This is a genomic window from Aeromicrobium stalagmiti, from assembly GCF_013283745.1.
Lineage (GTDB): Bacteria > Actinomycetota > Actinomycetes > Propionibacteriales > Nocardioidaceae > Aeromicrobium > Aeromicrobium stalagmiti.
On record NZ_JABSTZ010000002.1, the window covers coordinates 67,650 to 86,609 of the forward strand.

Below are 18,960 nucleotides of genomic sequence, written 5' to 3' on the forward strand. Positions count from 1 at the left end.
TCGTCGATGTCTGTGCTCTCGACGCTACTGCGGACAGTTGAAACCGCAACCAGGGCTGCGCCGACGTCAGAGGACGAGGTGGGGGTGCTCCGCCGAACGCTTCTGGAACGCGAGGATGTCGGGGTTCTGGATGACGCCCTCGCGGATCTCGATCGCGCGACGGATCGTCTCGTCGGCGTCCCACGAGGTCGGCCCGGCGAGGACCTTGGCGACGTAGGGCAGCAGCGCCTGGCTGATCTCCCACGTCGCGGAGTTCCACAGGTAGGACGGGCTGTGGTCGACCGCGTAGTAGGTCACGCCGTTGCCGACCGTGAACGTCGGGTCGTCGAACGACGTCGGGCGGGCCCACTCGAACCCCATGCCCTCGTCGCACGAGACGTCGACGACCAGGGTGCCGGACGCCAGCGTCGGCAGGTCGGCGTCCATGAGGAACGACATGGGGGAGTTGGGGTCCTGCAGCACGCAGTTGACGATGACGTCGTGCTCGGCGAGCAGCGCCGGCATCGGGACCCACTCCTGGTCGACGAACGCGCGGCTCTCGGCCGGTGACGCGGCCGGGTCGAAGTGCACGATGCGGGCGGAGTGGATCGGCGCGCTCACGGCGGCCACGCCGCGCTGCGTGAAGATGTCGACGTCGTGGATGCCGTGGGCGCTGAGCGCCGTCACGGCGCCGCGGGCGGTCGCCCCGAAGCCGATGACCGCTGCCGTCAGGCGGCGACCGTAGTTGCCGGTCAGGCCGGCGATCTCCATGCCGTGCAGCACCGAGCAGTAGCCGGCGAGCTCGTTGTTCTTGTGGAACACGTGGAGCAGGAAGTTGCCGTCGCCGCTCCAGTGGTTCATGGCCTCCCAGGCCACGAGGGTCAGCCGACGGTCGATCGCAGCCTGCGTCAGCGCAGCGTCCTGGACGCAGTGCGGCCAGCCCCAGAGGGTCTGGCCCTCGCGCAGCTCGAGCAGGTCGGCTGCGCTGGGCTTGGTCAGCAGGATGACGTCGCAGCCCGCGATCAGCTCGGCCCGGGTGAGGATGCCGCCGACCAGCGGGCGCAGCTCGTCGTCGGAGTAGCCGAAGCCCTCGCCGTACCCCTCCTCCAGGAAGACGGACGGCCGGACGGCGTCGGTCAGGCGCTCGAGATGGCGCGGGTGGATCGGCAGCCGGCGCTCGTTCTCCTTGGCCGTGCGGGCGATGACGCCGAGGGTGAGCTGGTCCATGCGGACTCCAGAGCTGGGTGTTCCACAGGGAATCGGCTGCTCCGGCGTCGGCTCCTCGAGAGGAGGGCGCCCCCGGCAGGATTCGAACCTGCGCTTCCGCCTCCGGAGGGCGGCGCTCTATCCCCTGAGCTACGGGGGCCAATGCGGCCAACTGCGGTGTGAGCCTACCCCACGGCGACTACCGTGGTGCGCATGCCCAGAGTGCTCGTCGTCGACGACACCCCCTCGATCCGCTTCCTCATCCGGACCAACATGGAGCTGGCCGGATTCGAGGTCGACGAAGCGGTCGACGGGGTGGACTGCCTCGACGTCCTGCGGCGCATGGAGACCCTGCCCGACGCCCTCACGGTCGACGTGATGATGCCCCGTCTCGACGGCATGGCGACCGTCACGGCGATCCGGGCCGACCCCCGGCTCCGCCACATCGCGATCATCATGGTGACCACGCAGGGACACCCCGCCGACATCCAGCGGGCCAACCAGGCCGGCGTCGACGCGTACGTCACGAAGCCCTTCGACCCGGACTTCCTCATCCTGACGGTGCGCGACGTGATCGCCCGGCTGTCCGGCCGGGGGCAGGACGACGGTGTCTCGTGACCACGTCACGAGAACACGCTGTCTCTTGAAACCTCGTCCTGCCGGACGTACCGTTTTCAGCACACGGAGAGGAGGTGGTCCCAAGAATGTATTCGTCTTGGACTTGTGAGGTGGCTGTCCGCTAGTCGCGGACCCCAGTTCAGCAATCAACTGGACCGGTGACGGCGAATACCCGCAGTCATCCGACCCGCAGGGCGTCGAGTGTGTCCGCTCGACCAGGGGCTTCGGCCCCAGCCCTGCGGGTCGTCCATGTCCGGGCACGGTTCGCCGGGCCGATAGTCTGGGCGGGTGACTCCTGACCAGCTCTCCGCCACCATCGTCGAGGCTCTGACGGGCCTCACCGCCGCGGGCGACATCACCTTGCCGGACGGCGTTCCGTCCGAGGTCGTCGTCGAACGCCCCAAGGTCAAGGACCACGGCGACTACGCGACCAACATCGCGCTGCAGCTGGGCAAGAAGGCTGGCATGAACCCGCGTGAGTTCGCGCAGCTGCTGGCCGACCGACTGGCCGGTGCCGACGGCATCGCCAGCGCCGAGATCGCGGGCCCCGGCTTCCTCAACATCCGCGTCGACGCCGGTGCCCAGGGCGCGCTGGCGCCGCAGATCGTCGCGGCCGGTGCGGCGTACGGCACGAGCGACCTCTACGCCGGTCAGAAGGTCAACCTCGAGTTCGTCAGCGCCAACCCCACGGGACCGATCCACATCGGCGGCGTGCGCTGGGCGGCGGTCGGTGACTCGCTCGGCCGGATCCTCACCGCGATCGGTGCCGACGTCACCCGCGAGTACTACTTCAACGACCACGGCGTGCAGATCGACCGCTTCGCGCGGTCCCTGCTGGCCGACGCCCGCGGCGAGGACGCCCCCGAGGACGGCTACGGCGGCCAGTACATCCACGACATCGCCCAGACCGTCCTGGCGAAGCACCCCGACGCGGCGACGCTGCCCGACGCCGAGGCGCTCGAGACGTTCCGTGCCGAGGGCGTCGACCTGATGTTCACCGAGATCAAGCAGAGCCTGCACGACTTCGGGGTCGACTTCGACGTCTACTTCCACGAGAACGACCTGCACGAGTCGGGCGCCGTCGATCGTGCGATCGCCCGCCTGCGCGAGCTCGGCATGATGTACGAGCAGGACGACGCGACGTGGCTCAAGACCTCGGAGTTCGGCGACGACAAGGACCGTGTCGTCATCAAGTCCGACGGCCAGCCGGCCTACATCTCCGGCGACCTGGCCTACTACCTCGACAAGCGCGAGCGGGGCTTCGACCGCTGCCTCATCATGCTGGGCGCCGACCACCACGGCTACGTGTCGCGGATGATGGCGATGTGCGCCGCGTTCGGCGACACCCCCAAGGTCAACCTCGAGCTGCTCATCGGCCAGCTGGTCAACCTCGTCCGCGACGGGCAGCCGCTGCGCATGAGCAAGCGAGCCGGCACCGTGCTGACGCTCGAGGACCTCGTCGAGGCGATCGGCGTCGACGCCGCCCGCTACGCGCTGGCCCGCTACTCCACCGACTCCACGATCGACCTCGACCTCGACCTGTGGGCCAAGCAGACGAGCGACAACCCGGTCTACTACGTCCAGTACGCCCACGCCCGCCTCTCGTCGATCATCCGCAACGCGGTCGACCTGGGCGTCGTGATCGACGAGGCGACGTTCGACCCGTCCCTGCTGGTGGTCGACCAGGAGGGCGCGCTGCTGCGCTCGCTCGCCGACTACCCGCACGTGGTCGCCCGCGCTGCCGAGCTGCGCGAGCCGCACCGGGTCGCGCGCTACCTCGAGGACACCGCGGCGGCGTTCCACAAGTTCTACGACGTCGCCCACGTGCTGCCCAAGGGCGACGAGGAGCCGTCAGACCTGCACCGGGCCCGGCTCATGCTGGTGGCGGCGACGCGCCAGGTCATCGCCAACGGCCTGGGCCTGCTCGGCGTCAGCGCCCCGGAGAGGATGTAGTCGATGCGCTCCCACGAGGCCGGTGCCCTGCACGGGCAGGCCGGCGACCGCGGTCCCGCCTGGCTCAAGAACCCCGAGGACCCCAACCAGCTCGTCGGGCACCTGTGGTCCGACGGCGTGTCGAAGATCGACGGGGTCCTGACCGTCGCCGGCGAGTCGGTCGCCGACCTCGCCGAGCAGTTCGGCACGCCCACGTACGTCGTCGACGAGGACGACTTCCGGCGTCGTGCGCGTGGCTTCAAGGAGGCGTTCGCCGGGGCCGACGTCTACTACGCGGGCAAGGCGTTCCTGTGCGTCGCCGCGGCCCGCTGGATCGCCGACGAGGGACTCAACCTCGACGTCTGCACCGGGGGAGAGCTCGCCGTCGCGCTCAAGGCGGAGTTCCCGCCCGCGCGCATCGGCCTGCACGGCAACAACAAGTCGGTCGCCGAGCTGCGCCGGGCGCTGGAGGTCGGGGTCGGTCGCATCATCATCGACTCCGTCGAGGAGATCGCGCGCCTGCGTGACCTGACCGCCGAGCTCGGCGTCACCGCGCCGGTCATGATCCGCGTGACCGCCGGCGTCGAGGCCCACACGCACGAGTACATCTCGACCTCGCACGAGGACCAGAAGTTCGGCTTCTCGATCAGCGGCGGCGACGCCCTCGACGCCGTGCGGCGGGTCATGGCGGAGCCGGGTCTCGACCTGCGGGGCCTCCACTCGCACATCGGGTCGCAGATCTTCGTGACCGACGGCTTCGAGGTCGCGGCCCGACGGGTGCTGCGCCTGCACGCCGAGGTCGAGAAGGAGCTCGGCGTCGCGATGCCCGAGTTCGACCTCGGTGGCGGCTTCGGCATCGCCTACACGACCCAGGACGATCCGTCGTCGGCCGCAGACCTGGCCCGCGGCATGCTCAAGATCGTCGACGACGAGTGTGCCGCGATGGGCATCGCGGTGCCGCACCTGTCGATCGAGCCCGGGCGCGCGATCGCCGGCCCGTCGACGTTCACGCTCTACGAGGTCGGCACGACCAAGACCGTGGCGCTCGACGGCGGTGCCGCGCGTCGCTACGTCTCGGTCGACGGCGGCATGAGCGACAACATCCGTCCGGCGCTGTACGGCGCCGACTACTCCTGCACGCTCGCGTCGCGCACGTCGGAGGCGCCGGCGGTGCTGAGCCGCGTGGTCGGCAAGCACTGCGAGTCAGGCGACATCGTGGTCAAGGACGAGTTCCTGCCCGGCGACGTGACGGCGGGCGACCTGATCGCGGTGCCCGGCACCGGCGCCTACTGCCGCTCGTTGGCCAGCAACTACAACCACGTGCCGCGCGCCGCCGTCGTGGCGGTCCGTGACGGTGAGGCGCGGGTCATCCTGCGGCGCGAGACCGAGGACGACCTCCTCGCGCTCGACATCGGCTGAGGGTCGTGACCCACCGTCAGGTGGCTCGGTTCGCGGTGATGGTGGTCGTCGCGACGACGATCAACCTGGCGACCAGCTTGGCGGGCTGAGCCGCCCGGTGACCGTGTCGGTCGTGGCGAGCGCGCGAAGTTCAGGGATTTCCCCACCTGTGCGGTCGGTGTGCGCCGCCTAGATTCGGCGGTGTCCCTTCCGGGACGCCGAAGGAGACTCCCATGTCCGCGTACGACCTCGACCCCACGCAGGAGATCGAGCCCGATCCCGGTCGGCGCCCGCCCCGAACGAGACTGCTGGTCGTGGTCGCGCTGGCCGTCGTGGCCGTCGTGGCGGCCGCGGTCTTCTTCCTGACCTCGGGCGGCGCCGATGCCGAGGACGACGTCTCGGACGACCCGACGTCGTCCGCGACGGCCGATCCGAGCGAGGACCCGGCATCGGACGAGCAGGACCAGGGAGGCGCGGGAGCCGCGACGCCGGCGCCGGGCGATGCCCCGCTGGAGGACCTCGGGCCGGACGGCGGCCCGGGGGAGGAGGCCGACGACGGCCAGGGCGCCGGCGGCGGGACGGTGCAGGTCGACCCCGACGACCTGGCGCCCGAACCGGTCGACCCCGACGTCGTGCAGCCTGATCCCGTCGACCCCGACCAGTTCCAGCCCCAGCCGACGCTCAAGCCGGTCAAGCCGCCGACCAAGCTGCCGCCCACCTTCAAGCCGTAGTGCTGGCGGCCCTCACCGGCGCTGGAGCCGTCGGGGGCCGGAGCCGCCGGTCCCGAGCACGTCGTCGGTGTTGTAGAGGGCGCAGCTCTTCAGCGACAGGCACCCGCACCCGATGCACCCGTCGAGGTCGTCCCGCAGGCGTTGCAGGTGGTCGATGCGGGCGTCCAGGTCGCTGCGCCACCCCCGCGAGAGCCTGGACCAGTCGGCCTTGGTCGGCACCCGGTCGTCCGGCAGGGTCGACAAAGCCTCCCGGATGACCGCCAGCGAGATGCCGAGGCCCTGGGACACCCGGACGAACGCGATCCGGCGCAGTACGTCGCGGTGGTAGCGGCGTTGGTTGCCGGCCGTGCGACGAGACGTGATCAGGCCTTCACGCTCGTAGAAGTGCAGCGCCGAGACCGCGACGCCTGAGCGGTGAGCGACCTCGCCCGGGGTGAGGTCGGGATGCTTCGTCGCCATGACCTCAACCATAGATGAGGTCTCAGGTCAGTGCCCGCAGCAGCGCTGTGACACCGACGGCTGCGGCGACGGCGAGGACGAGCGGTCCGCGACGCACGAGGATGACGCCACCGACTGCCACGCCGACGGTGTGGGCGCCGACGTGCCACTCGTCCCGCACGGCGAACGTGCTGGTCAGCACCAGGGCCGCCAGCAAGGCAGGTGCCATGAGGGTGATCACTCCCGTCATCCGCGCCGGGATCTCGCGTCCGCCCAGCGCCACCGGCCCGACGCCCTTGATCACGGCGGTGACGACGGCGCAGCCGGCGATCGTCCACCAGATGGTGGCCGTCATGCTGCCTCCTCCGGACGGCGGCGCAGGCCCCACAGGGCCACGAGGCTCGCGGCGAGCACGGGGACGCCCGCCGGGGCGACCTGCACGAGCGCCAGCGCCACGAGCCCGCCGGCGACGGCGACGGCGAGGGTCGTGCGGTCCTTGACCTCGGCGATGACCAGGGCGAGGAAGAACGTCGGATAGATGGCGTCGAGGCCCAGCCGGGAGGTGTCGCCGAACACGTCGCCGCCGAGCGCCCCGAGCAGGCCGCCGGCGACCCAGCTGACGTACTGCGGCGCCGTGGAGCCGAACAGGAACCATCGGTCGAACGTGCCGTCGCCGCGGTTGGCCATCGCCCACGACGCGTCGACGATGGCCTGGCCCTGCGCGGCCCGCCAGGGCGCCCGTCCGGGCATCGACGGCCCGATCGCGATGCCCATGGGCAGGAAGCGGGAGTTCATCAGCGCCGCGGCAGCGACGGCTGCCCCTGCGGTGCCGCCCGACGCGAGGATCGTGACTGCGGCGAACTGGGCCGAGCCGGCGAAGACGATCGCCGACATGACGACGACGGCGACGGCCGAGAAGCCGGCGTCGCGGGCGAAGATGCCGAACGACATCGAGAGCAGGAAGCCCACGGCGGCGTAGGGGAGTGCCGCCCGGAACCCGGCCCGGAGGGAGGCGGTCCGATCGGGACCGGTCGGGTCGGGGTGGCGGGGCACTGATCCACCCTCGCACCTGGGGGCGGCGGCGTCGAAGCGACCTCCGTCACGCCGACTTGACCTGAACATGACTTGAGGTTGTGGAGTGGTCCCTACATCGACCACGAAGGAGAACCATGCACGCGATCAGGCAGCACGAGCTCGGCGGACCGGAGGTCCTGCGTCACGAGGAGCTGGACGACCTGGAGGCGGGTGAGGGTCAGGTGCGGCTGGCCGTCCAGGCGGTCGGCGTCCACCTCGTCGACACGTTCATCCGCAGGGGTGAGTTCTTCGTCCTGGCCGACCTGCCGACCGTGCCGGGTCGGGAGGTCGCCGGAGTCGTCGACGCCGTGGGTGCCGGCGTCGACGACGCCTGGCTGGGCCGACGCGTCGTGACGCACCTGGGTCTGACCGGCGGCGGGTACGCCTCGCAGGCCGTTGCGCCCTGGACCCGCCTTCACCGGGTGCCCGACCCGATGCCGCTCGACACGGCTGTCGCGGCGATCGGCACCGGCCGCACCGCCGTCGGGGTGCTCGACCACGTCGGCCTCGGTGCTGACGACGTGGTCGTCGTGACGGCGGCGTCGGGCGGTCTCGGAGCCATGCTGGTGCGCGCGGGACTGCACGCCGGCGCCACCGTCGTCGGGCTGGCCGGTGGACCCGACAAGCTCGAGGTGGTCCGCGCGCTGGGCGTCGACGTCGTCGTGGACTACCGGCAGGACGGGTGGGACGACCAGGTGCGCCGAGCGCTGGGCGCCACGGGGGCGACCGTGGTCCTGGACGGCGTCGGCGGTCGCACGTCGTTGCTGGCGTACGACCTGCTCGCGCCGGGCGGGACCCTGGTCAACTACACGGCCGCCGACCCGGGCGACTACGGCGATCCGGACCGCTCGATGGCCTCACCGCTGGGACCCGACTGGATGGACGGACGCCCGGGTGGACTGCGTGCGGCCGAGGAGGAAGCACTGGCCCGCGCGGCTGACGGCAGTCGCGTCCCGCTCGTGGGCTCCCGGTTCGCCCTGTCCGACGCGGCCGACGCCCACCGCGCCCTGGAGGCGCGTCAGACGCACGGCAAGGTCGTCCTGATCCCCGACACGTTCCTGTGACCGCCGTCGTCCCGGGCGCCGAGCGGTTGTGGACCGGCCCGCACGGGCGGGTCGTGATCGGCATCTTCTCGCTGGCGTTCCTCGTCGCGTTCGAGTCGCTGGCCGTCGCCACCGTCATGCCTCTCGTCGCCGACGAGCTCGACGGACTCGGCCTGTACGCGTTGTCGTTCGCAGCGCCGATCGCTGTCGGCATCGTCTCGATGACGCTGGCCGGACCGCTCATGGATCGCGGCGGGCCGGGACGAGGGCTGCGCGCCGGTGTCGCGGTGTTCGTGGTCGGCCTGCTGGTGGCGGGCCTGGCGCCGAGCATGCTCGTCTTCCTGGTCGGTCGCGCCGTGCAAGGTCTCGGCATGGGCTTCGTGGGGGTCGGCCTGTACGTCGTGATCGGTCAGACCTTCCGCGAGGACATGCGGGCCCGGGTGTTCACGGTCATGACGAGTGCGTGGGTGCTGCCGGCGCTGGTCGGGCCGTTCGTCGCCGGATCGATCGCCGATCTCGTGGGCTGGCGCTGGGTCTTCCTCGGAGTCCCTGTCGTCGCCGTGGCGTCGCTGGCCCTCGTCCGGGCGGCCCTCGACGCGATCGAGGGCGATCGGGCCGTGGAGGTCGACCGCCGCCGGGTGGGGTGGGCCGTCGTGGTCGCGGGCGGGGTGCTGGGCGTCAGCCTGGCCGGTCAGCGTGACGTCCCGTGGTGGCCGCTCGTGCTCGTGGGGTCGCTCGGGGCCGCCGTGGTGTTCGCGACCCGCCTCCTGCCCGCAGGCACGTGGCAGGGGCGACGTGGCCTTCCCAGCGTCGTCGCGACACGAAGCCTGCTGAGTGCGGGATTCTTCGGTGCCGAGACCTATGTCCCGCTGTCCCTCGTCGAGCACCGGGGGATGAGTGTGGCCCACGCGGGTCTGCTCCTGACCGGTGCGGCCGTGCTGTGGTTTGCCGGGTCGTGGCCCGCGGCCCACGTGGCCGCGTTGTCGTCCAAGCCGCTGCGGGTCCGCCTGGGATCGGTGTGCGTGCTGATCGGCATCGGCGCAGGATTCCTGACGTTGCTCGAGCCCGTGCCGATCGCGGTCGTCGCCGGTGTCTGGGCCGTCGGAGGCTTCGGGATGGGGATGGCGGCATCGACGCTCGGCGTCCTGCTGCTCGACCACTCCGAGCCCGGGGAGCAGGGCGCCAACAGTGCCGGCATGCAGACGAGCGACGCGGTCTCGCAGTCGCTCGTGCTCGCGCTCGGCAGCGTCGTGTTCGCCGTGACGCTGACGGTCGACGAGATGCTCGCGTACGTGCTGGTGCTCGCGATCGCGGCCGCCGTCGGCGCGGCGGCGGTCGCGATGTCGCTCCGGGTCGTCCCCCGTGTGCGGCCGGACCGGTGAGGACGGGGAGAGGTCGCCCCGGCGACATCGGGCCCTGGTCTCCCGTCGTGGCGGCGTGCGCGGTCTGTCCACCGGGAAGGGGAGTGGCCCGGACGATCGCGTCCGCCGATACCCTTGTGCGGTGAGCGCTTCTTCGTGGTCCCCCGGTCGCCCGCTCCGTGTCGCCCTGCTGGGCTGCGGAGTCGTCGGCACGGAAGTCGCCCGTCTGCTCACGCGCGACGCCGACGAGCTCGCCCAGCGCGTCGGCGCGCCGCTCGAGCTGGCCGGCATCGCCGTCCGCCGTCTGGGTCGCGATCGCGACCTCGACCTGCCGGCCGACCTCTTCACCACGGACGCCGCCGGGCTCGTGTCGCGCGGCGACATCGACGTCGTGATCGAGGTCATCGGTGGCATCGAGCCTGCCCGTGAGCTGATCCTGGCGGCACTCGAGAACGGTGCCTCGGTCGTCACGGCCAACAAGGCGCTCCTGGCCGAGGACGGCGCGACGCTGTTCGAGGCGGCCCACAAGGCCGAGCGCGACCTCTACTTCGAGGCTGCCGTGGCCGGCGCCATCCCGATCGTCCGTCCGTTGCGCGAGTCGCTGGCCGGCGACCGGGTGCAGCGGGTGCTGGGCATCGTCAACGGCACCACCAACTTCATCCTCGACGCGATGACGACCACGGGGCAGGGCTTCTCCGAGGCGCTCGACGAGGCCCAGCGCCTCGGCTACGCGGAGGCCGATCCCACGGCCGACATCGAGGGCTTCGACGCCGCCTCCAAGGCCGCGATCCTCGCCGGTCTGGCCTTCCACACCCGCGTGACGATCGGTGACGTGCACCGTGAGGGCATCACCGACGTCACCGCGGCCGACGTGCGATCCGCCGACGAGATGGGCTGCGTCGTCAAGCTGCTCGCGATCTGCGAGAAGCACGAGACGCCCGACGGGCCGGCCGTCTCCGCCCGGGTGCACCCCGCGATGATCCCGCTGTCGCACCCGTTGGCCAGCGTCCGCGGCGCCTACAACGCGGTGTTCGTCGAGAGCGAGTCCGCCGGCCAGCTGATGTTCTACGGTCCCGGAGCCGGCGGGGCGCCCACCGCGAGTGCCGTGCTGGGCGACGTCGTCTCGGTCGCCCGCAACCGCCGCAGCGACGTTTTCGGCCCCGGCGAGTCGACCCACGCGCAGCTCGAGGTGCTCGACATGGGACGGGCCCGCACGCGCTACCACGTGTCGATCGACGTCGACGACCGCGCGGGCGTCCTGGCATCGGTCGCCAGCGCCTTCGCCGACTACGGCGTCTCGATCAAGACCGTCCGCCAGGAGGGCAGCGGGTCCGACGCCCAGCTCGTCATCGTGACCCACGAGGCCGAGGACGCGGCGCTGTCCGCCACGGTCGCCTCGTTGCGCGGGCTCGACATGGTGCGCGACGTGACGTCCGTGATGCGCGTCGAGGGAGGATTCTGATGGCACACCTGTGGAGAGGCGTCATCGAGGAGTACCGCGAGTGGCTCCCCGTCACGGCCGAGACCCCCGTCATCACGCTGGGGGAGGGCGGCACGCCGCTCGTCCACTCCGCGTGGTTGTCGGGCATCGTGCGTGGTGACGTGTGGGTCAAGGTCGAGGGCAACAACCCGACCGGCTCGTTCAAGGACCGCGGCATGACGGCCGCCGTGTCGGTGGCCGTCGGCGAGGGCGCCAAGGCCGTGGTCTGCGCCTCGACGGGCAACACGTCGGCGTCGATGACGGCCTACGCCGCCAAGGCCGGCCTGACGCCGATCGTGCTGGTGCCGCACGGCAAGATCGCCGCGGGCAAGATGGCCCAGGCCGTCATGCACGGCGCCGAGGTCATCCAGGTCAAGGGCGGCTTCGACGAGTGCCTGCAGCTGTCGCGCGCGCTCGCCGACAAGTACCCGGTCGCGCTCGTCAACTCGGTCAACCCCGTCCGCCTGCAGGGCCAGAAGACGGGCTCCTTCGAGATCGTCGACGCCCTGGGCGTGGCACCCGACCTGCACGTCCTGCCGGTCGGCAACGCCGGCAACATCTCGGCCTACTGGCTGGGTTACCGCGAGTACGCCGAGGCCGGCCTCGCCCAGAAGACGCCCCAGATGTGGGGCTTTCAGGCGAAGGGCTCCGACCCCATCGTCCAGGGCGCGCCGATCCCGCACCCCGAGACGATCGCGACCGCGATCCGCATCGGCAACCCCGCGTCGTGGCACCTCGCGACCGAGGCCCGCGACACCTCCGGCGGCCGCATCGGCTCGGTCAGCGACGCCCAGATCCTGCAGGCACAGCGTGACCTCGCCTCGCACGACGGCATCTTCGTCGAGCCGGCCTCTGCCGCCGGTGTCGCCGGGCTCCTCGAGGCGGCCGCGGCCGGCGAGGTCGAGGCAGGCCAGACGATCGCCGTCACCGTCACCGGTCACGGCCTCAAGGACATCGACACCGCGCTGTCGGGTGCCGGCGCCCTGGTCGACGCGATCATCGAGGCGGACGTCGACGCCGCGGCCGAGGCCGCGGGCCTGCTGTGACGTTCGTCGACGGCGCGGTCACCGTCAGGGTGCCGGCCTCGAGCGCCAACCTGGGGCCCGGGTTCGACGCGCTCGGGCTCGCGCTCTCGCTGCACGACACGATCACCGCCGAGGTCATCGACTCCGGTCTCGAGATCCACGTGACAGGCGAGGGCCAGGACGGTGTGCCGCTCGACGAGACGCACCTGGTCGTCGAGGCCATGCACGCGGCGTTCGACCTGCTGGGCGGTCGCCCGTCGGGTCTCCGGCTGACGTGCGACAACCGCGTCCCCCACGGTCGCGGGCTCGGCTCGTCCGCCGCGGCCATCGTCGGCGGCATCGTGCTGGCCCGTGCGCTGGTCGACGGCGGCGACGACCTCCTCGACGACGCGGCCGCCTATCAGCTCTCGGTCGACCTGGAGGGGCACCCCGACAACGTCGCGGCGGCCTTCTTCGGCGGTCTGACGATCGCGTGGATCGACGGCGCGGCCGCCGAGGTCGAGCGCCTGGCCACCGATGTCGAGGTCACGGTGTTCGTGCCGCCGGCCGCGGTGTCGACCAAGAAGGCCCGCGGGCTCCTGCCCGAGACCGTGCCCCACGCCGACGCCGCCCGCAACGCCGGGCGCGCGGCGCTGCTCGTGGCTGCCCTGACCGGTGCCCCCCACCGCCTGATCTCGGCGACCGAGGACTGGATCCACCAGGGCTATCGGTCCGAGGCGATGCCCGACTCCTACAAGCTGCTCCGCCAGCTGCGCGTCGACGGGGTCCCGACGATCATCTCGGGCGCCGGACCCACCGTCCTGGCGTTCGCCCGGGGGGTCGCTGATCGCGCTCCGTCCGGCTGGGCCGCGCACGAGCTGACCGTCGACCAGACCGGCGCCGAGGTCGTCCGCGACACCGTCTGAGCAGATGAACCCAACGGGAATGACGGGTGCCCCGATGGTGTTATGGTGATTGAGTCGGAGTCGAGTTCATCTCCCCGACAGTGACAGCAAGTGAGCAGTGCCACTCAAGCCGCCCGTCGGATACGGGCAAGCCTTTCTGCGATCCGGCCTTCCGGACCACTGGCCTTGTGGCCTCATCCTAAGGAACCTACGTGACTGAAACCTCCACGACGCCTGATGCCTCTGCGTCCTCGACCGCTGCGGCCGCCCCCAAGAAGACCGGGGGAAGCCTGGGCGGCAAGGTCCTCGCCGAGCTGCAGGAGATCGCGGCCGACCTGGGCATCGCAGGTGCCGAGAAGATGCGCAAGGGCGCCCTCATCGACGCCATCAAGATCGCCCGCGGCGACGCCGGCACGTCCACGAAGGCGGCCGTCAAGGCCGCTTCGGGCCCCGCCGTCGTCGACACCGCCGACGCTGCGCCGGTGATCGTGCCGCCGAGCAAGAACGAGCCGGCCGCGACCGAGACTGCCGAGGAGGCGCCGGCCAAGGCCCAGCGACCGACCCGCGCCTCGCGTGCCAAGGCCGCCAAGAAGGAAGACGCCGCCGGCGACCAGGCCGACGCCAAGGACGAGTCGGCCAAGAGCGAGTCGGCCAAGAGCGACTCGGGCAAGAACGAGTCGGCCAAGAGCGACTCGGGCAAGAACGAGTCCGCCAAGGGCCAGGGCGCCAGGAACGACAGCGCCGCCGACGAGTCCAAGGACGACGACGGTGACACCGGACGCGGACGCGGCCGGGGCCGGGGCCAGAACGGTGGCGACAACAACCGCAACCAGAACGGCAACCAGGGCAACGGCGGCGGCAACAACCAGGGCCGCAACCAGAACCGCAACCAGAACGCCAACCAGAACAACCAGCAGAACGCCCAGAACGCGCAGAACACCCAGGGCAACCAGAACGCGCAGAACAACCAGGGCAGCGCCGCGACCGACGAGGACGACGAGACCGGTGGTCGCCGTCGCAACCGTCGCGGTCGCAACCGCAACGGTGCGGGCGGCCGCGGCAGCATGGACGTCGACACGTCCTACACCGAGGACGACGTCCTGGTGCCGGCCGCCGGCATCCTCGACATCCTCGACAACTACGCCTTCGTCCGGACCACGGGCTACCTGCCGAGCGAGAACGACGTCTACGTGTCGCTCTCCATGGTCCGCAAGTGGGGCCTGCGTCGCGGCGACGCCGTGGTCGGCCAGGTGCGTCAGCCCCGTGAGGGCGAGCGCAAGGAGAAGTTCAACCCGATGGTCAAGATCGACTCGGTCAACGGGATGGCCCTCGAGGAGGCGACCAAGCGCGTCGAGTTCTCCAAGCTGACGCCGCTCTACCCGTCGGAGCGTCTGCGCCTTGAGAGCGAGGCCGGCGGACTCACCGGTCGCGTCATCGACCTCGTCTCGCCGATCGGCAAGGGACAGCGCGGCCTCATCGTCTCGCCGCCCAAGGCCGGCAAGACGATGATCATGCAGCAGATCGCCAACGCGATCACGACCAACAACCCCGAGTGCCACCTGATGATCGTCCTCGTCGACGAGCGTCCGGAGGAGGTCACCGACTTCCAGCGCACCGTCAAGGGCGAGGTCATCTCCTCGACCTTCGACCGCCCGGCGACCGATCACACGATGGTCGCCGAGCTCGCGATCGAGCGCGCCAAGCGACTCGTCGAGCTGGGCCACGACGTCGTGCTCCTGCTCGACGGCATCACCCGCCTGGGCCGTGCCTACAACCTCGCCGCGCCGACGTCCGGACGCATCATGTCCGGTGGCGTCGACTCGTCTGCGCTCTACCCGCCGAAGAAGTTCTTCGGTGCGGCCCGCAACATCGAGGACGGCGGCTCGCTGACCATCCTCGCGACCGCACTGGTCGAGACCGGGTCGCGCATGGACGAGGTCATCTTCGAGGAGTTCAAGGGCACCGGCAACTGGGAGCTGCGCCTGCGCCGCGACCTCGCCGACAAGCGCATCTTCCCCGCGGTCGACGTCGACGCCTCGAGCACGCGCCGTGAGGAGCTGCTCATGGGCCAGGACGAGCTCAGCGTGGTCTGGAAGCTGCGTCGGGTGCTCTCGGGCCTGGAGAGCCAGCAGGGTCTCGAGCTCATCCTCGACAAGCTGAAGAAGACGCCGACCAACGGCGAGTTCCTCCTCGGCATCAACAAGACGCTCCCGCAGGAGGGTGCAGCCGCCAACGGCAGCTGATCCACCATCGGTGACAGGGGCGCATCCGGGTGACCGGGTGCGCCCCTTCGTCGTCCGGCAGCGCGGTCAGCCCGCCCCGAGGGCCGACAGGTGCGCGACGAGGTCCTCGATGCGCAGGATGCCCACGAAGCGCCCTGCGGCGTCGGTGCAGACCAGGGGCAGGAACCGCACGGCGCGCGGACGGGCCATCGCCCGGGCGACGGCGTCGGCGGCCGGCGTGTCGATGTTGACCGTCATGATGTCGGCGGCCTCCCAGCGTCCGAAAGTTCCCCGCTCGAGCAGCGAGACGGGATGGTCGGCGTCGTCGATCACGACCACGGTCTCGAACCCCGACGCGTCGGGCAGGACGCTCCTGGCCGCAGCGAGGTTGCGGGTCGTGTAGGCCTGCTGCACGAGGGAGCGCAGGACGCCGTCGCTCGCGGAGGTCCAGGTCGGCAGTGCCGTACGCGCCGGCAGCCGGATCTCGGGCCACACCGACCGTGCGTCACCGATGAACGGCCCCTGCGCCAGTGGGACGCCGAGCTCCGACAGGGTCCGCAGCTCGGCGGCAGTCCCGACGGTCTCGGCCAGGATCCAGGCGTCGAGCTGGGCCGCGAGACGTCCGGTGACCTCGATCGCCGCGCGCTTGGCCGCCGACTCGTCGAGCCCGCTGACCCACGCCCGTCCGAGCCGCACGATCGACGGCCGAAGGCGGATGATGCTGCCCAGCTCCGGCTGTGCGGTGTCGCGACCGCCGACCGAGATCCGTGCCCCGCGGGACCGGTGCTCGTCCAGGGCCGGGTCGACCGACCCGACGACGTCGGGGGAGAAGTCGGTGATGTCGAGGATGATGCCGGCGAGATCGCCGTGGTCGCGCAGCGCGGCCAGCACGGCGGCGTCTCCGACGAGGTCGAGCGGCACCGGGATCGAGATGAAGGTGTTGGTCGGCAGCGAGCCGTGGGCCGACAGGGCCGTCCTGAGCAGACGGGTCGCCCGGAGGGCGCGGTCGTCGTCCGTGGACGCCCCGGGCATCGGCACGGCCTGGTAGCCGGCCGCGGTGCCGCGGGCGACGTCGAGGATCGGCAGGTAGCCGACCGAGCCGTCCGTACCTGCGCCGGCCGCGGCCTCGGGCCGCGGCGGGGGATCGGTGAGCGTCATGCGTCGTGCCACCGGGCCGACGTCGTCGGGGGTGCTCGTCATGGTGACGAGCTCAGACAGTGACGATGTGGGCGCGCACGGCCGACACGAGATCGGCCGACACCTCGACCAGCCCGTGGTCGGCCACCGCGTGGGCAGCGACGTGGGCGAGGATGTCGTCCTCGGTCGAGCAGACCCAGCTGGCCTCGCAGTCGGGAACGACGTCTCCACACGCGAATGTCTTCATGGTCGGACCTCCCAATCCGGCGGGCGTCGCTCCTCGTGACTGACCCTGCTGGTCGCGAGCCCGAATGGGCCCCAGAGTAGGGCAGTTCTGCTCTGCCGTGCGGGCAAATGACGAAGCCCGGTCCCCGACTTTCGGATGGTCCTCGTCGTCGCCGCACCCTAGGCTGGCTGCATGACCACCGCATACGACTTCTCCGCCACCGCCATCGATGGCACCGAGCGCCTCCTCGCCGACTACAAGGGCAAGGTGCTGCTCGTCGTCAACACCGCCACGCAGTGCGGCTTCACCCCCCAGTTCAAGGGGTTGGAGGAGGTCTACAAGGCGTATGTCGACCGCGGCCTCGTCGTCCTGGGCTTCCCGTGCGACCAGTTCGGGCACCAGAACCCCGACGGCGACGAGGGCACCGCGACCTTCTGCGAGAAGAACTTCGGTGTCACGTTCCCGCTGTTCTCCGAGATCGAGGTCAACGGCGACGGAGCGCACCCGCTCTACAAGTGGCTCAAGCAGGAGAAGGGCGGCCTCGGCCCGTCGAAGATCAAGTGGAACTTCACCAAGTTCCTGATCGACGCCGAGGGCAACGTCGTCAAGCGCTACGGCTCGGCGACCAAGCCCGAGAAGATCAAGGGCGACATCGAGAAGCTGCTTCCCCAGGGCTGAGCGGTGGCAGAGCCACCGAGGACGGGGCGGGGCGAGGGAATATCCACGACCCCGATTTCCTTGTAACGGGTGCCAACTGGCACAATCAATCCTTGGTTCTGGTTCACGGATCGCAACAGGCGATACGACCCAGCGACCGCCGAGAGGACACCATGAAGAAGAACGTTCACCCCGACTACGTCGAGACCCAGGTGACCTGCACCTGCGGCAACTCGTTCACGACCAAGAGCACGGCGCCCGAGGGCGTCCTGCGCGCTGACGTGTGCTCGGCCTGCCACCCGTTCTACACCGGCAAGCAGAAGATCCTCGACACCGGCGGCCGCGTGGCTCGCTTCGAGAAGCGTTACGCCAAGAAGTAGCGACCTGCCAGCGCCGACCCCTGCCCCTCGGGCACGGGTCGGCGCTGTCGTTCGTCGTCCCCCCACGCAGATCCAGGAGCCACCAGATGTTCGAGGCAGTCGAGACCCTCGTCGCCGAGCACGCCGAGCTCGAGCAGCGCATGGCCGACCCGGCCGTGCACTCCGACCCGGGGCTGGCCAAGAAGCTGGGGCAGCGCTACGCCGAGCTGACCGCGATCGTGAAGACGTTCCACGACTTCCAGCAGGTCACTGACGACCTCGAGGCCGCGCGCGAGCTCGCGTCCGAGGACGCCTCGTTCGCCGCCGAGATCGAGACGCTGGAGCCCCGCCTGCACGAGCTGTCCGAGCGGCTGCAGCGGCTGCTCGTCCCGCGCGACCCGGCCGACGCCAAGGACATCATCATGGAGATCAAGGGCGGCGAGGGTGGCGAGGAGTCGGCCCTGTTCGCCGGCGACCTGCAGCGGATGTACTCCCGCTACGCCGAGCAGCGTGGCTGGAAGACCGAGATCATCGACGCCACCGAGTCGGCGCTCGGCGGCTTCAAGTCCGTCACGATGGCCGTCAAGGCCAAGGGCACCCCCGAGCCGGGCGAGGCGCCGCACGCCCTGCTGAAGTTCGAGGGCGGCGTGCACCGGGTGCAGCGCGTCCCGATCACCGAGTCGCAGGGTCGCATCCACACGTCCGCCGCGGGCGTCCTGGTGCTGGCCGAGGCCGAGGACATCGACGTCGAGATCCACGACAGCGACCTGCGCATCGACGTCTACCGCTCGTCGGGCCCCGGCGGCCAGAGCGTCAACACGACCGACTCGGCCGTGCGCATCACGCACGTCCCGACCGGCATCGTGGCCAGCTGCCAGAACGAGAAGAGCCAGCTGCAGAACAAGGAGCAGGCGATGCGCATCCTGCGGTCCCGCCTCCTCGACGCCGCCCAGGCCGCGGCCGACGCCGAGGCGTCCGACGTCCGCAAGTCGCAGATCCGCACGGTCGACCGCTCCGAGCGCATCCGCACCTACAACTTCCCCGAGAACCGCCTGTCCGACCACCGCACGGGCTTCAAGGCCTACAACCTCGACCAGGTCATGGATGGCGCCCTCGACGACGTCATCAAGTCCTTGGTCGACGCCGAGCTCGCGGAGCGTCTGGCGTCGGTCGAGTCCGGCTCGTGACCG

The 18,960-nt window shown here is 70.8% G+C and carries 19 protein-coding genes and 1 tRNA gene; 13 read left to right on the forward strand and 7 right to left on the reverse strand.

Features of this window, described 5'->3' with window-relative positions; genetic code table 11:
* Nucleotides 1–66 precede the first annotated feature (66 nt).
* Together HQK15_RS09375 and HQK15_RS09380 are read right to left on the reverse strand one after the other, a co-directional pair.
* Nucleotides 67–1,206, reverse strand: a complete 1,140-nt coding sequence (locus HQK15_RS09375) for a N(5)-(carboxyethyl)ornithine synthase (protein WP_173491213.1) — start codon at nucleotides 1,204–1,206, stop codon at nucleotides 67–69.
* A 67-nt stretch (nucleotides 1,207–1,273) separates the two neighbouring features.
* Nucleotides 1,274–1,345, reverse strand: a tRNA-Arg gene (locus tag HQK15_RS09380).
* Nucleotides 1,346–1,398: 53 nt separating this feature from the next.
* Between HQK15_RS09380 and HQK15_RS09385 the strand changes: the two genes are divergently transcribed.
* The 4 genes from HQK15_RS09385 to HQK15_RS09400 all read left to right on the forward strand — a co-directional run bounded on the left by HQK15_RS09385 (nucleotide 1,399) and on the right by HQK15_RS09400 (nucleotide 5,864).
* Nucleotides 1,399–1,803, forward strand: coding sequence for a response regulator (locus HQK15_RS09385; RefSeq protein ID WP_173491214.1), 405 nt, complete (start codon nucleotides 1,399–1,401; stop codon nucleotides 1,801–1,803).
* Nucleotides 1,804–2,091: 288 nt separating this feature from the next.
* Nucleotides 2,092–3,756 carry an arginine--tRNA ligase gene (gene argS / locus HQK15_RS09390; RefSeq protein ID WP_173491215.1) on the forward strand — a complete coding sequence of 555 codons (1,665 nt, stop codon included), beginning with the start codon at nucleotides 2,092–2,094 and terminating at the stop codon, nucleotides 3,754–3,756.
* A 3-nt stretch (nucleotides 3,757–3,759) separates the two neighbouring features.
* Entirely contained in the window at nucleotides 3,760–5,154 is a 1,395-nt protein-coding gene (lysA, locus tag HQK15_RS09395; RefSeq protein ID WP_173491216.1) for a diaminopimelate decarboxylase, read from the forward strand.
* A gap of 212 nt (nucleotides 5,155–5,366) precedes the next feature.
* Nucleotides 5,367–5,864, forward strand: a complete 498-nt coding sequence (locus tag HQK15_RS09400; RefSeq protein WP_173491217.1) for a hypothetical protein — start codon at nucleotides 5,367–5,369, stop codon at nucleotides 5,862–5,864.
* Between the two features lie 12 nt (nucleotides 5,865–5,876).
* Here the strand turns inward: HQK15_RS09400 and soxR are convergent, their stop codons facing one another.
* From soxR to HQK15_RS09415, 3 genes are read right to left on the reverse strand one after another with little or no spacing between them, the layout of a single operon-like run.
* Nucleotides 5,877–6,323, reverse strand: a complete 447-nt coding sequence (soxR, locus tag HQK15_RS09405; protein WP_173491218.1) for a redox-sensitive transcriptional activator SoxR — start codon at nucleotides 6,321–6,323, stop codon at nucleotides 5,877–5,879.
* A gap of 22 nt (nucleotides 6,324–6,345) precedes the next feature.
* Complete coding sequence (locus HQK15_RS09410) at nucleotides 6,346–6,657, reverse strand: AzlD domain-containing protein (RefSeq protein ID WP_173491219.1); 312 nt, start codon at nucleotides 6,655–6,657, stop codon at nucleotides 6,346–6,348.
* Nucleotides 6,654–7,355 carry an AzlC family ABC transporter permease gene (locus HQK15_RS09415; protein ID WP_367649126.1) on the reverse strand — a complete coding sequence of 234 codons (702 nt, stop codon included), beginning with the start codon at nucleotides 7,353–7,355 and terminating at the stop codon, nucleotides 6,654–6,656. The genes HQK15_RS09410 and HQK15_RS09415 overlap by 4 nt, the downstream gene beginning before the upstream one ends.
* Nucleotides 7,356–7,471: 116 nt before the next feature.
* On the opposite strand from HQK15_RS09415, the gene HQK15_RS09420 reads away from it, so the two are divergent.
* The 6 genes from HQK15_RS09420 (at nucleotide 7,472) to rho (ending at nucleotide 15,412) form a co-directional block, all read left to right on the forward strand.
* A complete protein-coding gene (locus tag HQK15_RS09420) occupies nucleotides 7,472–8,440 on the forward strand; it encodes a zinc-binding dehydrogenase (protein WP_173491221.1) in 969 nt (322 codons plus the stop codon).
* Nucleotides 8,437–9,801 carry an MFS transporter gene (locus tag HQK15_RS09425; RefSeq protein ID WP_173491222.1) on the forward strand — a complete coding sequence of 455 codons (1,365 nt, stop codon included), beginning with the start codon at nucleotides 8,437–8,439 and terminating at the stop codon, nucleotides 9,799–9,801. Before HQK15_RS09420 ends, HQK15_RS09425 begins: the two co-directional genes overlap by 4 nt.
* A gap of 121 nt (nucleotides 9,802–9,922) precedes the next feature.
* On the forward strand, nucleotides 9,923–11,242 hold the full coding sequence (locus HQK15_RS09430; protein WP_173491223.1) for a homoserine dehydrogenase: 1,320 nt from the start codon (nucleotides 9,923–9,925) through the stop codon (nucleotides 11,240–11,242).
* Nucleotides 11,242–12,306, forward strand: a complete 1,065-nt coding sequence (gene thrC, locus HQK15_RS09435; protein ID WP_173491224.1) for a threonine synthase — start codon at nucleotides 11,242–11,244, stop codon at nucleotides 12,304–12,306. The genes HQK15_RS09430 and thrC overlap by 1 nt, the downstream gene beginning before the upstream one ends.
* Nucleotides 12,303–13,190, forward strand: coding sequence for a homoserine kinase (thrB, locus tag HQK15_RS09440; RefSeq protein ID WP_173491225.1), 888 nt, complete (start codon nucleotides 12,303–12,305; stop codon nucleotides 13,188–13,190). Before thrC ends, thrB begins: the two co-directional genes overlap by 4 nt.
* 191 nt (nucleotides 13,191–13,381) lie before the next feature.
* On the forward strand, nucleotides 13,382–15,412 hold the full coding sequence (rho, locus tag HQK15_RS09445; protein WP_173491226.1) for a transcription termination factor Rho: 2,031 nt from the start codon (nucleotides 13,382–13,384) through the stop codon (nucleotides 15,410–15,412).
* A 66-nt stretch (nucleotides 15,413–15,478) separates the two neighbouring features.
* On the opposite strand, the gene HQK15_RS09450 is transcribed toward rho, so the two are convergent.
* Nucleotides 15,479–16,591 (reverse strand): EAL domain-containing protein, encoded by a 1,113-nt coding sequence (locus tag HQK15_RS09450; RefSeq protein ID WP_173491227.1) that lies wholly within the window; start codon nucleotides 16,589–16,591, stop codon nucleotides 15,479–15,481.
* A 10-nt stretch (nucleotides 16,592–16,601) separates the two neighbouring features.
* Nucleotides 16,602–16,775, reverse strand: a complete 174-nt coding sequence (locus HQK15_RS09455) for a DUF1059 domain-containing protein (protein ID WP_173491228.1) — start codon at nucleotides 16,773–16,775, stop codon at nucleotides 16,602–16,604.
* A gap of 171 nt (nucleotides 16,776–16,946) precedes the next feature.
* Here HQK15_RS09455 and HQK15_RS09460 point away from each other — a divergent pair, with 171 nt between their 5' ends.
* The 3 genes from HQK15_RS09460 to prfA all read left to right on the forward strand — a co-directional run bounded on the left by HQK15_RS09460 (nucleotide 16,947) and on the right by prfA (nucleotide 18,957).
* Nucleotides 16,947–17,432 carry a glutathione peroxidase gene (locus HQK15_RS09460; protein ID WP_173491229.1) on the forward strand — a complete coding sequence of 162 codons (486 nt, stop codon included), beginning with the start codon at nucleotides 16,947–16,949 and terminating at the stop codon, nucleotides 17,430–17,432.
* A gap of 152 nt (nucleotides 17,433–17,584) precedes the next feature.
* Complete coding sequence (rpmE, locus tag HQK15_RS09465) at nucleotides 17,585–17,791, forward strand: 50S ribosomal protein L31 (protein WP_173491230.1); 207 nt, start codon at nucleotides 17,585–17,587, stop codon at nucleotides 17,789–17,791.
* Nucleotides 17,792–17,877: 86 nt separating this feature from the next.
* Complete coding sequence (prfA, locus tag HQK15_RS09470) at nucleotides 17,878–18,957, forward strand: peptide chain release factor 1 (protein WP_173491231.1); 1,080 nt, start codon at nucleotides 17,878–17,880, stop codon at nucleotides 18,955–18,957.
* The last annotated feature ends 3 nt before the right edge of the window (nucleotides 18,958–18,960 follow it).